General features: G+C 74.0%; 11 protein-coding genes. 4 read left to right on the plus strand and 7 right to left on the minus strand.

The window, feature by feature from the left end; translation table 11 throughout:
• Positions 1 to 85 precede the first annotated feature (85 nt).
• Entirely contained in the window at positions 86 to 1693 is a 1608-nt protein-coding gene (locus tag B6R96_RS14405; RefSeq protein ID WP_159396327.1) for a cell division protein PerM, read from the minus strand.
• Positions 1694 to 1812: 119 nt separating this feature from the next.
• Here B6R96_RS14405 and B6R96_RS14410 point away from each other — a divergent pair, with 119 nt between their 5' ends.
• Entirely contained in the window at positions 1813 to 3102 is a 1290-nt protein-coding gene (locus B6R96_RS14410; RefSeq protein ID WP_107475516.1) for a helix-turn-helix domain-containing protein, read from the plus strand.
• A gap of 58 nt (positions 3103 to 3160) precedes the next feature.
• Here B6R96_RS14410 and sucD read toward each other — a convergent pair whose 3' ends face one another.
• The 5 genes from sucD to B6R96_RS14435 all read right to left on the minus strand — a co-directional run bounded on the left by sucD (position 3161) and on the right by B6R96_RS14435 (position 10169).
• Positions 3161 to 4048 (minus strand): succinate--CoA ligase subunit alpha, encoded by an 888-nt coding sequence (gene sucD / locus B6R96_RS14415; protein WP_030290624.1) that lies wholly within the window; start codon positions 4046 to 4048, stop codon positions 3161 to 3163.
• A 21-nt stretch (positions 4049 to 4069) separates the two neighbouring features.
• On the minus strand, positions 4070 to 5248 hold the full coding sequence (gene sucC / locus B6R96_RS14420) for an ADP-forming succinate--CoA ligase subunit beta (RefSeq protein ID WP_030389142.1): 1179 nt from the start codon (positions 5246 to 5248) through the stop codon (positions 4070 to 4072).
• Positions 5249 to 5528: 280 nt separating this feature from the next.
• Entirely contained in the window at positions 5529 to 6725 is a 1197-nt protein-coding gene (locus B6R96_RS14425; protein ID WP_081525102.1) for a VWA domain-containing protein, read from the minus strand.
• 52 nt (positions 6726 to 6777) lie between these two features.
• Positions 6778 to 9066 (minus strand): DUF5682 family protein, encoded by a 2289-nt coding sequence (locus B6R96_RS14430; protein WP_081522653.1) that lies wholly within the window; start codon positions 9064 to 9066, stop codon positions 6778 to 6780.
• Positions 9063 to 10169 carry an ATP-binding protein gene (locus B6R96_RS14435; protein WP_030389139.1) on the minus strand — a complete coding sequence of 369 codons (1107 nt, stop codon included), beginning with the start codon at positions 10167 to 10169 and terminating at the stop codon, positions 9063 to 9065. Before B6R96_RS14435 ends, B6R96_RS14430 begins: the two co-directional genes overlap by 4 nt.
• A 133-nt stretch (positions 10170 to 10302) precedes the next feature.
• On the opposite strand from B6R96_RS14435, the gene B6R96_RS14440 reads away from it, so the two are divergent.
• The gene (locus tag B6R96_RS14440) at positions 10303 to 11646 is read left to right on the plus strand and encodes an SWIM zinc finger family protein (RefSeq protein WP_081522654.1); all 1344 of its coding nucleotides are present in this window, start codon (positions 10303 to 10305) and stop codon (positions 11644 to 11646) included.
• Positions 11647 to 11902: 256 nt separating this feature from the next.
• The gene (locus B6R96_RS14445) at positions 11903 to 13480 is read left to right on the plus strand and encodes a DUF5691 domain-containing protein (protein ID WP_081522655.1); all 1578 of its coding nucleotides are present in this window, start codon (positions 11903 to 11905) and stop codon (positions 13478 to 13480) included.
• A 154-nt stretch (positions 13481 to 13634) separates the two neighbouring features.
• Here the strand turns inward: B6R96_RS14445 and B6R96_RS14450 are convergent, their stop codons facing one another.
• On the minus strand, positions 13635 to 14036 hold the full coding sequence (locus tag B6R96_RS14450; protein ID WP_030389136.1) for a cobalamin B12-binding domain-containing protein: 402 nt from the start codon (positions 14034 to 14036) through the stop codon (positions 13635 to 13637).
• Between the two features lie 192 nt (positions 14037 to 14228).
• On the opposite strand from B6R96_RS14450, the gene B6R96_RS14455 reads away from it, so the two are divergent.
• Entirely contained in the window at positions 14229 to 14990 is a 762-nt protein-coding gene (locus B6R96_RS14455; RefSeq protein WP_237291423.1) for an esterase/lipase family protein, read from the plus strand.
• Positions 14991 to 15064: the final 74 nt, after the last annotated feature.

The following is a 15064-nucleotide window of genomic DNA, read 5'->3' on the forward strand; positions in this document are numbered from 1 at the left end:
GATTGAGGCGCTCTTTCAGCCCCGCCGGCGATTGAGGCGCGGGGTCCGGGGCGGAGCCCCGGCAGCGGCGCCGCACCCGAACGGCCTACTCGGGCGGCGGCGGCTTCCGCCGGGCCAGCACCCGCGCCCCGACCACCGGCGGAGCCAACGGCGCCGGCGCGACCGGCTCCGCCGACCTCCCCGCGAGCAGTCCCGGATCCAGATCCAGCCCCGACGCCACGGTCACGGCCCGCCGCACGCGCACCTGCCCCCGCACCCGTTCCTCGGGCACAGCAGAAACCTCAGGAACCGCCGGCACCGCCGGAGGCAGCGGCGCGGCGACCCCGATCTCGGGAATCAGCGCCCCCGCCGCCTTCCTCATCGCGGCCCACCGAACCTCCCGCACCCCGCTGTCGTGCCACCCGTCGTCCACCGCGTCATCGGCATCCGCCCCGACCGGCCCCATCGCCGGGCGGTTGCGCCACGCATGCACCGCCACCGCGACCGGCACGGCCAGCACCGCCGTCCACGCCAGGGCCGCCGCCCCCGTGGCCCACCACACCGGCCCGAACTCGGCCAGCCGCCGCGACCCCAGCGGCCCCTCCGACGCCGCCGCGAGCCCGGCCATCAGCAGGCCGCACACCACCGAACCCAGGGCCGCCGTGAGCGCGGTCTCCCCGTACGAGACCTCGCGCGCCCGGCGTACCGCGAACCAGCCCACCGCCAGTCCGGCAACCACCGGCACCACGAAGGCCGCCCAGGTCAGCGGGGTTCCGGGGCCCGCGGTCGGAAGCGCGGCCAGCAGCGGGAAGCGGGGCAACCCGGGCGCGCCCGGGAAGCCCAGCGGCGCGGCCGTCACATCGGCGCCGAGGGCGAAGCCGGGCCCGAGGGCGTAGGCCGCGCCCCAGACCATGGCGTTCGGGATCAGCGTGAGTGCGAGCAGCAGGACCGCGAAGCGGCCGGACCACACCCCGGTCAGCGACAGGAAGGAGGACTGCACCTCGGCTCCGTGCCACGCGAGCGAGGCGCCGACCACCAGCGCGCCACCGCCCAGGAGCACCAGGGCCCCGCCCGCGCCCGCCCGGAGCGCCAGCGCGTACCGGGGGCGCACGACGGCCCTACGTACGCCCCCCGGCAGCCAGGTCGGCAGCGGCCCGAGCGGACGCCCCCGGGCCGCCCACACCCCGCCGGCCGCGGCGAGCACCGCGACCAGCGGGATGTGCCAGGCCGCGCTGATGGGGTCGGCCGACATGGGGCCGCCCGCGGCGTACACCGTGGCGACGGCTCCGACGGCGAGGTAGCCGCAGAGCACGGCGGAGAACACGGCCCCGGCGGGCAGCACCTCCTCGTCCTCCTCGGCGGCGCTGCCCAGCCGGGCGGCCCGCCGCACGAGCAGCACGGGCAGTGCGACGAGGAGCAGCGGCGTCACCCCGACGGGCGCGGGAACGCCGGACAGGGTGTCGTAGCGCACCAGCTCGGTCCCGTGGGCGAGCAGCCAGAGCCCGGCGGCGAGGTGCAGGGCCCCGCCGGGGCCGCTGTCGGGGTAGGGGGAGCTGATCCACAGCACGATGACGAGCACGGCGAGGAAGCCGAGCCCGAGTCCGGCCGCCACGGCGCCGCCCACGACGCATGCGGCGGCGGCCGGCGAACGGCGCCGCACGCCGGCTCGCGGGGCCGCTGACAACGGGGTCCCGCGTTCGGTCACTTGGGTCACCCCGCCATGGTGCCAACGACACGCGCTATGGGCGGGTAACAGGCGAATGCCCGTGGTGTCGCTCAATATACGTTTATGTACTTTTTCGCCCAGGGCTGCCGGTTCGCGGGGAGTGCGGCATGACACGAAGCGTCGATACTGCCTCCTCAGCGGACCCGGAGCTGAGCCTGCCCGCCCCGAAGGAGCGCCGCAGACTGCGCGAGGCGGCGGAACTGACACACGATGAGGTCGCCGCGGCGGTGGGCGTCACCGCGGCGACCGTCCGCTCCTGGGAATCGGGCCGCACGGCCCCCCGCGGGCGCAAGCGCGAGGCGTACACGCAGTTCCTGGCGCGCCTCGCCGACCCCGCGGAAGCCGCAGCGCCCACCGGCGCGCCCGGGGAGGCGAAGCCCGCGCGGGCGGCGGAGGACCCCGCCGCCGACCCACCCTCCTCCTCGCACGCGCCGGCCGAACCCGCCGCCGCGACCGCCGAGGCGACCGCCGCGACCGCCGGAACCGGCGGGGCAGCCACCGGGCCCGCCGCGGCCGACGGGACCGCCACCGGTTCCGTCGACGCGACCGGCGGGCCCGCCGAGCAGCCCCCGGCGCTCCCGGTACAGGGCCCGGCCGAGGCCTTCGACGCCCTCTACACCCGTGCCGCACGCGACCTCGCCCGGCAGGCCTACCTGCTCACCGGCCGCGGAGCCCTCGCCCTGGAGGCGGTGGAGAAAGCTTTCACCCAGGCGTGGGACCGGTGGCCCGAAGTGGCCACCGACCCGGACCCGGTGGGCTGGGTGCGGGCGATCGCGTACGACTACGCCCTCTCCCCCTGGCACCGGTTCCGGCGCGCCCACCGCCACCCCGACAAGCCCCCCGCCGAGCCGTCGGACCGGATCCTGCTCGACGCGCTGCTGTCACTGCCCCCCGTCCACCGCCGTACCGTGCTGCTCTACGACGGCGTCGGCCTCGACCTGCCCGACACCGCCGCCGAGACCGAGGCCACCACCCCCACCGCCGGGAACCGGCTCGTGCACGCACACGCCGACCTCACCGAGCTGATCCCCGAACTCGCCGAGGTCCCGCCCGAGAAGCAGTCCGCACTGCTGCGCGACCTGTTCACCGCGCTGCAACCGGCCGTCGACCTCCACCCCCGCCCGGCCTCGGCCGTCCGCGGCGGCGGCGAGCGGCGCACCCGGCTGTGGACCCGCGCGACCCTCAGCCTGACGGCGATGATCGCCGTCTCGACCGCCTACACGTTGATGACCGCGCCCACCCACTACGAGCCCCCGCTGGCACCCGGCGCGAGCGTCTCGGGCGTACCCCCGCTGGCCGGCCCCCAGCAGCTCACCGAGCGCAGCAGACAGCTGCACGACAAGCTGCGCGCCGACCCGGAGGCCGGACCGGCGCGGATCGCCCCGGGGATCGAATGAGAAACGGGCGTGGCCCGCACCCCCGAGGGGTGCGGGCCACGCCCGTGCAGAGTCGCTCTTACTTGGCGTTGAGGATCTCGCGCGCAAGCTTCGCGGTCTCGGTGGGGGTCTTGCCGACCTTCACACCGGCGGCCTCGAGGGCCTCCTTCTTGGCCTGCGCGGTGCCGGAGGAGCCGGAGACGATGGCGCCGGCGTGGCCCATGGTCTTGCCCTCGGGGGCGGTGAAGCCCGCGACGTAGCCGACGACCGGCTTGGTGACGTTCTTCGCGATGAAGTCCGCCGCACGCTCCTCGGCGTCGCCGCCGATCTCGCCGATCATGACGATGAGCTCGGTCTCCGGGTCGGCCTCGAAGGCCTCCAGGGCGTCGATGTGCGTGGTGCCGATGACCGGGTCGCCACCGATGCCGACGGCAGAGGTGAAGCCGATGTCACGGAGCTCGTACATCATCTGGTAGGTCAGCGTGCCCGACTTGGACACGAGACCGATCTTGCCGGGCTTGGTGATGTCGCCCGGGATGATGCCGGCGTTGGACTGGCCGGGGGTGATCAGACCCGGGCAGTTCGGGCCGATGATCCGGGTCTTGTTGCCCTTGGCGGTCGCGTACGCCCAGAAGGCGGCGGAGTCGTGCACCGCGATGCCCTCGGTGATGACGACGGCCAGCGGGATCTCGGCGTCGATCGCCTCGACGACGGCGGCCTTGGCGAAGGCCGGCGGGACGAAGAGGACGGAGACGTTGGCGCCCGTCTTCTCCATCGCCTCGGCGACGGAGCCGAAGACCGGGACCTCGGTGCCGTCGAAGTCGACGGTGGTGCCGGCCTTGCGCGGGTTCACGCCGCCGACGATGTTGGTGCCGTCAGCCAGCATCAGCTTGGTGTGCTTCATGCCCGTGGCACCGGTCATGCCCTGGACGATGACCTTGCTGTCCTTGTTGAGGAAGATAGCCATGTGAGTCTGTGACCTCTGCCCTTACTTCGCAGCCGCGAGCTCGGCGGCCTTGTCGGCCGCGCCGTCCATGGTGTCCACGCGCTGGACCAGCGGGTGGTTGGCGTCCGAGAGGATCTTGCGACCCAGCTCGGCGTTGTTGCCGTCGAGACGGACGACCAGCGGCTTGGTGACCGCCTCGCCCTTGTCCGCGAGCAGCTGCAGCGCCTGGACGATGCCGTTGGCGACCTCGTCACAGGCGGTGATGCCACCGAAGACGTTGACGAAGACGGACTTGACGTCCGGGTCGCCGAGGATGATCTCGAGACCGTTGGCCATCACGGCGGCGGAGGCGCCACCGCCGATGTCCAGGAAGTTGGCGGGCTTGACGCCGCCGTGGTTCTCGCCGGCGTACGCGACGACGTCGAGGGTGCTCATGACGAGACCCGCGCCGTTGCCGATGATGCCGACCTCACCGTCGAGCTTGACGTAGTTGAGGTTCTTCGCCTTGGCGGCGGCCTCGAGCGGGTTCGCGGCCGCGTGGTCCACGAACTCCTCGTGACCCGGCTGGCGGAACTCGGCGTTCTCGTCGAGCGAGACCTTGCCGTCGAGCGCGATGACGTCGCCGTTGGCGACCTTCGCGAGCGGGTTGACCTCGACGAGGAGCGCGTCCTCGGCGATGAAGGTCGCCCACAGGGTCACGAGGACCTCGGCGACCTTCTCGGCGACCTCGGCCGGGAACTGCGCCAGCGCGACGATCTCGCGGGCCTTCTCGATGGTCACGCCCTCGTTGGCGTTCACCGGGACCTTGGCGAGCTTCTCCGGGGTCTCCTCGGCGACCTGCTCGATGTCCATGCCGCCCGCGACGGACGCCATGGCGAGGAAGGTGCGGTTGGTCCGGTCGAGGAGGTACGAGACGTAGTACTCCTCGAGGATCTCCGGGGCCGTCTCGGCGATCATCACCTTGTGGACCGTGTGGCCCTTGATGTCCATGCCGAGGATGTCCGTCGCCCGGGCGACGGCCTCGTCCGGGGTGGCGGCCAGCTTCACGCCACCGGCCTTGCCGCGGCCGCCGACCTTCACCTGCGCCTTGACGACCGACTTGCCGCCCAGCCGCTCGGTGGCCTCGCGAGCCGCCTCAGGCGTGTCGATGACTTCACCGGCCAGCACCGGTACACCGTGCTTGGCGAAGAGGTCCCTCGCCTGGTACTCGAACAGGTCCACGCGCGTCCGTCCCTTGTCTTTTTAAAGATTCGCAGTGATTCGCGGTTGTCTGCTATCTGCGTGGGCGTGCCGCGGAGGGCAACGTGACGGCGCTGTCACAAGGAAGGCGCACACGGTGACCGTGGACGCGGCATGTCCGTCCCGCAGGTTATCCCCGAGGGACGTGGGACCCTAAATCGCAGATCACACCTGAGCGGTGATACCTGTCACAGATCGCCTCACGGTTGAACTGGAAGTTCGTGTGATTCACCGATTCACAGCAAAGACCGGGACACGGCCGTCAGGGCGTCGGCAGCGGGCGTTTCTCCAGTGCCGCGGCCATTACCTCCGGGAACAGGTCGGGGGTGCAGGCGAAGGCCGGCGCCCCGAGCGCCGCAAGGGCTGCGGCGTGCTCGCGGTCGTAGGCCGGGGCGCCCTCGTCGGACAGGGCGAGCAGGGTCACGAACTCGACACCCGCCCCCTTCATCGCGGCGACCCGCTTGAGCATCTCATTGCGGATACCGCCCTCGTAGAGGTCGCTGATCAGGACGACCACGGTGTCGGCGGGCCGGGTGATCTTCGACTGGCAGTAGGCGAGGGCGCGGTTGATGTCGGTGCCACCGCCCAATTGGGTGCCGAAGAGGACGTCGACCGGGTCGTCGAGCTGGTCGGTGAGGTCGACGACCGCCGTGTCGAAGACGACCAGCCGGGTGGCGATCGAGCGCATGGAGGCGAGGACCGCACCGAAGACGGAGGCGTAGACGACGGAGGCCGCCATCGAACCCGACTGGTCGATGCAGAGGATCACCTCCTTCTTCACCGATTGCGCCGCCCGGCCGTAGCCGATCAGGCGCTCGGGGACGACGGTGCGGTACTCGGGCAGGTAGTTCTTGAGGTTGGCCCGGATGGTGCGGTTCCAGTCGATGTCGTGGTGGCGGGGACGGCTGATCCGGGCGGAGCGGTCGAGGGCGCCGGTGAGGGTGGCCCGGGTGCGGGTCGCGAGCTTCTTCTCCAGCTGCTCGACCACCTTGCGGACCACGGCCCGCGCCGTCTCCTTCGTCGTCTCGGGCATCGCCTTGTTGAGCGAGAGCAGGGTGCCGACGAGGTGCACGTCCGGTTCGACGGCCTCCAGCATCTCCGGCTCCAGCAGCAGCGCGGCAAGGCCCAGCCGCTCGATGGCGTCGCGCTGCATGACCTGGACCACGGAGCTCGGGAAGTACGTACGGATGTCCCCGAGCCAGCGGGCCACATTCGGCGCAGAGCCGCCGAGCCCGGCCGAGCGCGCCCCGGACGGCCGGCGCGACCCGGCCTCGCCGCCCCCGCCGTACAGCGCGCCCAGCGCGGCGTCCATCGCCGCGTCCCGCCCGGTCAGTGCGCGGCCGGTGCCGTCGGCATCTCCCCCGCCGAGCACCATCCGCCACCGCCGCAACCGCTCGCCTCCGGCGGGGTCCGCGGTGTACTGCTCTCCCGCACCCGCACCCGCGTCCGTACCGTTCATGCTCCAGTCCCCCTGCACTCGTCGTTTCCGCGTTCTTTCGGCCCGCCGCCCCTCACCCGGCGAGCAGCATCCGTACCAGCCCCACCACCGCGTCGGCGCGGACCGGATCCAGCTCCGGGGCGAAGCCCTCGGGGGCCGCACCCGCCGCCACCGCGGCGGCGGAACCGCCCGGGCCGCGGCGGACCAGCTCGCCCAGGGTCCGCTTCACGCCCGGCTCGTACGCCCCGAACGTCCGCCGCAGCAGCGGCAGTACGTCGGTGAACGCGCGCTCCGGCACCCCCACCAGCCAGGCGTCGATCAGGCCCAGCAGCCGCTCGTCGTGGACCAGCAGCGTGCCCCCGCCCGAACTCCCGCCCGCGAAGCCCTCGATCCAGCCGGCCGCGTCGGCCGGGGAGGAGGCCGGGGACAGGGCGAGCCCCATCAGCCGGGCCGTCTCCTCGGCCGGCTGCCGCCCGTCGTCGAGGAGCAGCCGGGCCGCCCGGCCGCGGATCAGGCCGGGCACGGTGTCCCGGTCGGCCAGTACTGCGAGCACCGCGGACCAGCGCACCGCCAGCCCCGCGTCCGTGTCCGCCAGCAGGCCGACGGCCCCGTGCACCCCGTCCACGTGGGCGCGCATCTCCGCCGCCGCGTCGGCGTCCAGTCCGGCCGTGCAGGCCGGCGGCAGCGCCACGCATATCCGCTCGGCGAGCCCGGCCGCCACGGCGCCGAGCGCCGTGGCGTCGGTGCCGCGCACATCGCCGTAGCGCAGCGAACGGGCCAGCGCCGGCAGGGCCTTGGCGAGCTTCGCCACGTCGGTGTCGAGCGCGGCCCGGTCGGCCAGGGCCCGCAGTACGGCGGGCAGCGCCTGCGCGAGGCCGGCCAGCAGGCACTGCTCGGCCAGCGCCGTTATGTCGCCGAGCTCCTCGGCCGCGGCCGCGTCGGCCTCGGCCTTGGCGGTGGCCGCCCCGAGGACGGTGGTGCCCCATATCCCGGCCTCGGCGATGCGCACCGACAGCTCCGGTTCCCAGCGCAGACGCCAGGTCTCCCGGAAGGTTCCGGTGCCGGACCGGGAGGCGACCGGGGTGCCCCAGCCGATGCCGAGCAGCCGCAGCCGGTGCAGGAGCAGGGACTTCGCCGTGTCGGTGTCCTTGCGCAGGTCGAGTTCCAGCTCGCGGTCCTGGGCCTCGGCCTTGAGCCGCAGCGTGCGCTGCTGCCGTGTCAGGTCCCGCTGCAGGGGTACGACGGGCGCCCCGTCCGGGACCTCGCCGAGTACGTCGCCGACCACGAGGCGGTCCTCGATCAGCGCGAGCGGGACGTCGGAGCCGTCGCACATGACCGCCCGGACCGCTTCCAGGGTCTCCGTCAGGCCGGGCAGCGGCCTTCCGCGCATCGCGGCGAGGGTCTCGGCCAGCCGGACCGCCTCGATGACGTGGGCCGAGGAGACCTGCCGGTCCTCCTCCCGCAGCAGTCCGGCGACCTTGGTCAGCCACCGCTCGACGGGCCGGTCCCGGGCCGTGAAGAGGTGGGCGTACCAGCCGGGCGAGGTGATCCCCGCGCCGTACCCGCCGGCCCGGGCGAGCCTGCGGTGCGTCCAGGGCACCCAGGTGGTCTCGACCTTGACCTTGGGCAGTCCGCTCAGCAGCGCCTTGTCCGCGGCCACGGTGGTCCTGGCCCGCAGCGCCGGGACGTGCCAGGCCCCGCACACCACGGCGTAGGCGTCGCCCAACTCCCGGCGGGCGGCGCGCATCCGCTGCCGCATGTACGCCTCGCGCACCAGGTCGCGGTGGTGGCCGCCGTCGCCGTACGCCTCGCGCAGGGCTCCCATGGCCTCCCCGAGCGCCTCGAAGGCGCCGAGCACGTCCTCGCCCGCGCCCCGGGCGCCTCGGTGCTCCACGACGTCCTCCCACCAGCCCTCGGGGTCGTCGTACCCGGCGGTCTCGGCCAGCACGGCGAGCGGGTCCAGCCGGACGGCGTCGGACTCGCCACCCTCCAGCTGCTCCCCGTCCGGCCGGTCCCCGTCGGCGGCGAGCGAGTGCGCTGCCGGGAGGTCGATGAACCGGACCGGGACCTCGTGCTCCTGGGCCCAGCGGATGGCGACCCACTCGGGCGAGAATCCGGCCAGCGGCCAGAACGCCGCCCGGCCCGGGTCGTCGGCCGCGTGCGCGAGGAGCGCCACGGGCGGCCGCATCCCCGGCTCGGCGGCGAGCGCCAGCAGCGCGTCCCCCTCGGGCGGGCCCTCGATCAGCACCGCCGCGGGCCGGGCCGCGTCCAGGGCCGCCCGGACGGCGCGGGCGGAGCCGGGCCCGTGGTGCCGCACGCCCAGCAACAGCGGCCCCCCGCCCCGTGCGGTGGCCGGGCTCATACGGTCACCTCCCGGCAGGCCCGGTAGAAGTCCTTCCAGCCGTCGCGCTCGCGGACCACGGCCTCCAGGTACTCCTGCCAGACCACCTTGTCGGCCGCCGGGTCGCGGACCACGGCGCCGAGGATGCCGGCGGCCACGTCGGAGGGGCGCAGCACGCCGTCGCCGAAGTGGGCGGCCAGGGCCAGGCCGCCGGTGACGACGGAGATCGCCTCGGCGGTGGACAGGGTGCCGCTGGGGGACTTCACCTTCGTACGGCCGTCGTCGGTGATGCCGTCGCGCAGCTCGCGGAAGACGGTGACGACCCGGCGGATCTCCTCCAGGCCCTCGGGTGCGGCCGGCAGGTCGAGGGCGCGGCCCATCTGGTCGACGCGGCGGGCGACGATGTCGACCTCGGCGTCGGCGGTGGCGGGCAGCGGCAGCACCACGGTGTTGAAGCGGCGGCGCAGCGCGCTGGAGAGCTCATTGACCCCGCGGTCGCGGTCGTTGGCGGTGGCGATGAGGTTGAAGCCGCGCACGGCCTGCACCTCTTGGCCCAGTTCCGGTATGGGCAGGGTCTTCTCGGACAGGACGGTGATGAGGGTGTCCTGGACGTCGGCGGGGATGCGGGTGAGTTCCTCGACGCGGGCGGTCATGCCGTCGGCCATGGCCCGCATGACGGGGCTGGGGACGAGCGCCTCGCGGCTGGGGCCGTGGGCGAGCAGCCGGGCGTAGTTCCAGCCGTACCGGATGGCTTCCTCGGGGGTGCCGGCGGTGCCCTGCACGAGGAGGGTGGAGTCTCCGCTGACGGCGGCCGCGAGGTGTTCGGACACCCAGGTCTTGGCGGTTCCGGGGACGCCGAGCAGGAGCAGGGCGCGGTCGGTGGCCAGGGTGGTGACGGCGACTTCGACGATGCGGCGCGGCCCCACGTACTTGGGTGTGATCACCGTTCCGTCGTCGAGCGTGCCGCCGAGCAGGTAGGTGGCGACGGCCCACGGGGAGAGCTTCCAGCGGGTCGGGCGGGGCCGGTCGTCGGCGGCCGCCAGGGCTTTCAGTTCGTGTGCGAAGGCGTCTTCGGCGTGCGGTCGCAGAGCTTCTGCTCGCTGCTCGTTCTCGGGCGTGGTCATGGTCCCCCTCCAATGCTCGGCAGCCGCTTCCGACTGCTGCATCCAAGGTGCACCACGCCACTGACAACGGGCCCTGCTCATAGCATCGTTGCAGGTCAGAGCGATTGTCAGTGGCGGTCTCTACGGTAGTTCCATGACTGAGCAGGGGGACCGCTGGACAGCGGAACAGGTACTGGCTCTGGCTCCTGACGATGCCTCACGCAAGGCGGGCGGCAGACTCGGCGGCGCAGGGCCGTGGTTGCAGATCGGAGGTTCCGCTTCCGGTTCTGTATGGGGGTTGTGCAAGGGCAGCGGGAGCAAGCCGTACCGCACGGTCGTGGACCTGACGGGCCCGGCCTACAAGTGCTCCTGTCCGAGCCGGAAGTTCCCCTGCAAGCACGCGCTCGGGCTGCTGCTGCTCTGGTCGGCGGAGGGGGTCGGCGAGCCGGCCGAGGCGCCCGACTGGGCCGCGCAGTGGCTGGCGGACCGGGCGGCCAAGGCCGAGCGGCCGGCCGGCGGGAGGGCCGCGCCGGTCGACGAGGAGGGGGCCCGGCGGCGGGCCGAGCGGCGGGCGGCCCGGATCGGGGCGGGCGTCACCGAGCTGGAGCAGCGGCTGGCCGATCTGCTGCGCGGCGGACTCGCGGGCCAGGAGCAGTCGGGATACGCGGGGTGGGAGGAGACGGCGGCCCGCATGGTCGACGCGCAGGCACCCGGACTGGCGGCTCGGGTAAGGGAGTTGGGGACGATACCCAGTTGCGGCCCCGGCTGGCCCGCCCGGATGCTGGAGGAGGCGGCGCTGCTGCACCTGCTCGACCGGGCGTGGTGCGGGGTGGCCGGGCTGCCGGAAGAGCTGGCGGCGACGGTGCGCAGCCGCGTGGGACTGCCGGCCTCCGGGGAGGGGGAGGCCGTACGGGACCGCTGGCTGGTGCTCGCCCAGTACGACACGGTGTCGCCGGACGGCCGGCTCACCACCCGCCGGATATGGCTGCGCGGGCTGGCGGGCGGGCGGCCCGCTCTGGTGCTGGACTTCGGCCCGCCCGGGCGGCCGCCGGGGCTGGCGCTGCCGGTGGGGCTGGTGCTGGAGGCGGAAATGCGCTTCCGGCCCGGGTCGGCGGGGCTGCGGGCGGACCTCGGTGAGCGGTTCGCGGCGGCCGTGCCGTGCGCGGAGGTGCCCGCCGGGGTGAGTGCGGGGGCGGCGCTGGAGGCGTACGGGGCGGCGCTGCGGGAGGACCCGTGGCTGGAGTCCTGGCCGGTGGTGCTCGGTCCGGTGATTCCGATACCGGGAGAGCTCGGCTGGCAGTTGGCGGACGCGGAGGGCACCTCCGCCCTGCCGGTGCCCCTCACCGGGGGCGGCAGCCGCTCACGCGGGGGACTGTGGCAGCTGGCCGCGTTGTCGGGCGGGGGCCCGGTGACGGTGTTCGGCGAATGCGGCCACCGCGGCTTCAGCCCGTTGACGGCCTGGCAGCCGGACTCGACCGAGCCCGTCGCCCTGGCCTGATCGGGAGCAGGAAACACACACCACATCGCAGGGGGCCTGGGGGGTCCTGTGCCGTCTCTCTCTGGGGGCGGTGAGGAGATGTGCGGCGCCGGGGGGCGCCGTGCACCGAACGACAACGAGCCGGGGGGCTTGCATGAACGACAACCACGCCAGCTGAACGCGGGCAGACGGGGACATCGACCGCTCCGGTCCCGTGGATGGGGACGGGACCGGAGCACAGCACGCTACGCACGACGAGCGATGAGGGAGGGGCCCGATGGAGAAGGGTGACGAAGGGTACGGGGAGTGGGAGGAGCTGGTCGCCGCCGCGCTGCTGGGCACCGACCGGCGCCGGGGCGGGGGCCCGGCGGGCTCGCCGGAGGCACTGCTGGACGCGGCGGCCGTGCACGCCGTACGACGCCGGGCCGGGCTGCGACCGGCCGCGGCGGGACCGCGCCCGGAGCCCGCGCCCCGGGATCCACGGCCCGCGCCACCGCGGGCGGCGGGCCGGCGGCTCGCCCAGCTGCTGGCCGGCCGCAGCGGAGCGGTGAACGGCGGCGGGCGGCGCGGGACCGCCCCGGACCTGACGGAGCTGCTCCCGCAGTGGCTGGCCGCGGCCGCACGGCACGGCTACCGCGCGCCGAACGCACTCGTACCGGCGCTGCTGGACGCCGCCCGGGCCCGTACGGACCTGCGCCCGCAGGCCCTGGCGCTGGCCGGGACCCGGGGGTTGTGGCTGGCCCGGCTGAATCCGGACTGGCGGTTCGCCCTGCGCGGCGGGGCGGGCGCCGCCGGGGAACTGCCGGACGTGACGGACCGGGCCGGGGTGGAACGACTGTGGCAGGAGGGGCTGTTCGCGGAGCGGGTCGCCCTGCTCGGGGCGGTCCGGGCCCACGAGGCGGCGGCCGCGCCGCGGCTGCTGTCGACGACCTGGGCCACCGAACGGGCCGAGGACCGGCTGATGTTCCTCGATTCACTGAGGGTGGGGCTGTCCGCGGAGGACGAGCCCTTCCTGGAGGCGGCACTGGGCGATCGCAGCCGCAACGTCCGCGCCACGGCCGCCGAGCTGCTGTCGGCCCTGCCGACTTCGGCGCTGGCGGGGCGGATGGCGGAGCGCGCGCTGGCCTGCGTCGGCCCGGAGGGAGTGACCCCGCCGGCCGAGTGCGATGCGGGCATGCTCCGCGACGGGGTGGTCAAGCGGCCGCCCGCCGGACGCGGGGAGCGGGCCTGGTGGCTCGGGCAGTTGGTGGAGGCGGCTCCGCTGTCGTGCTGGCGGGAGCGGTTCGGGGGGCTCGGTCCGGCCGAAATAGTGGCGCTGCCGGTGGCCGCGGGCGACGGCTGGACGGAGGAGCTGCACGCGGCGTGGTGCCGGGCGGCGGTCCGCCAGCGCGACGCCCCGTGGTCGCGGGCCCTGCTCGGCCCGGCCTCCGCGCCGCCCGCGGCGGGGCCGGGCACGGCCTCGCTCGCGGAGCGGGCCAAGCTGCTGGAGACCCTGCCGGATGAGGAACGGGCGCAGTGGGTCGCGGAGTTCATACGGGCCCACGGCCTGTCGGAGGCCTTCCAGCTGCTCGGGGTGTGCGTGGTCCCATGGGCGGGGGCACTGGGCCGGGCGGTCGTGGACGCACTGGACACGGCCCGGGACGCGGGCAGCTACCCGTGGAGCTTCAGCGGGGTGATGGGGCTGGCGGAGCGCTGCCTCGACCCTGCGGAGGCGGACCGGCTGGAAGCCCTGACCGCGGCCGCGCAGGATCTGCCGGACGCGGCGCCCGGCGCGGCGGCGTACTGGGCCGAGGCCTTCCAGCGACTGGTGGCCACGCTCCGCCTCCGCGCGGCGATGCTGGCCGAACTGGCCTAGGCCCAGCCTCCGCCGCAGGGGCCGGGCCGGGGTCCTGCTCCGCAGGGCCCGAGAGCCGGGGGCTCCGCCCCGAACCCCGCGCCTCAAACGCCGGCGAGGCTGGGGTCGGGCACCCCGCCGGGCTCAAGCCGGCGGGGCTGGGGCCGGGCTGGGGCTACTGGCGGACGTGGCCGCGGACCCAGTCGACGATCGCGGTCGTCGTCGCGCCCGGGGTGAAGATCTCGGCCACGCCCTTCTCCTTCAGGGGGGCGATGTCGTCCTCCGGGATGATGCCGCCGCCGAAGACCTTGATGTCCTCCGCGTCGCGCTCCTTGAGGAGCTCCAGCACGCGCGCGAACAGCGTGTTGTGGGCGCCGGAGAGGATCGAGAGGCCGATCGCGTCGGCGTCCTCCTGGATGGCGGTGTCCACGATCTGCTCGGGGGTCTGGTGGAGGCCGGTGTAGATGACCTCCATGCCCGCGTCCCGCAGCGCCCGCGCGATCACCTTGGCCCCGCGGTCGTGGCCGTCGAGACCCGGCTTGGCCACCACCACACGGATCGGACCGGTCACACCCATCGCACTGCCTCCCGAGTGAACGAACGTTAAGTACAGCATCGCGCACGCCGCCGTTTCGCGGTCAACCACGAGGGGGAAATCACACGTGGGACGGCATTGCGCCACCGTGCCGACAGCCGCACGGCACGGTGGCGCGACGGCCGGCGTCCCACAAAGGCTCAGGGGAGGCCGTCGATGGGGCTGTCCATACCCATGTCCGTACCCTTGTCCGGCGCCGCGCTGCGGGCCGGCGTCCTCGAGGTGATGGTGCTCGGCGGGCACCTCCTGCTGTACCCCACCGGAGTGTGTCAGGAGAAGGTCACCGCCCGCCCGCCCGCGACACGGCCGCCCGTGCTCCTCCTGCACGGATTCACGGACAACCGGTCCGTCTTCGTCGTGCTGCGCCGCGCCCTCGGGGCGGGAGGCCGGCACGTGGAGGCGTACAACTACTCACCGTTCACCCTCGATCTGCGCGTCACCGCCCGCCGACTCGCCCGGCGTGTCGAGGAACTGTGCGAACGCACCGGACAGGACCGGGTCGATCTGATCGGGCACAGCCTCGGCGGGCTGGTCGGCCGGTACTACGTGCAGCGACTCGGCGGCGACACCCGCGTCCGCACCCTCGTCACCCTCGGGACACCGCACTCCGGCACGCTGGTCGCCCCCTTCATGGACGCGCACCCCCTGGTACGGCAGATGCGCCCCGACTCCGAGGTCCTGGCGGAGCTGGCCGAGCCCGCGCCCGGCTGCGCCACCCGGTGCGTGGCGTTCTGGAGCGAGTTCGACACGCTGATGTCCCCGGTCGGCACGGCACGGATCGAACATCCGGATCTGTGTGTGGAGAACGTGCAGGTCACCGGTATCGGACATCTCGCGCTGCCCTCCCATCCCGCCGTCATCTCGGCGGTCCGACGGGCCCTCGACGGGCCCGGCCCGACCGCCGTCGTGGGCTCGGACACCGCTTCCGTCGCCTGACAGAAAAGCGGCCGACAGTCGAACGGATTTCGAACTCAAGGCCAAGGGTGCGTCTTTCGGCGACCGAAAGACGG

It is taken from the genome of Streptomyces sp. Sge12 (assembly GCF_002080455.1).
GTDB lineage: Bacteria > Actinomycetota > Actinomycetes > Streptomycetales > Streptomycetaceae > Streptomyces.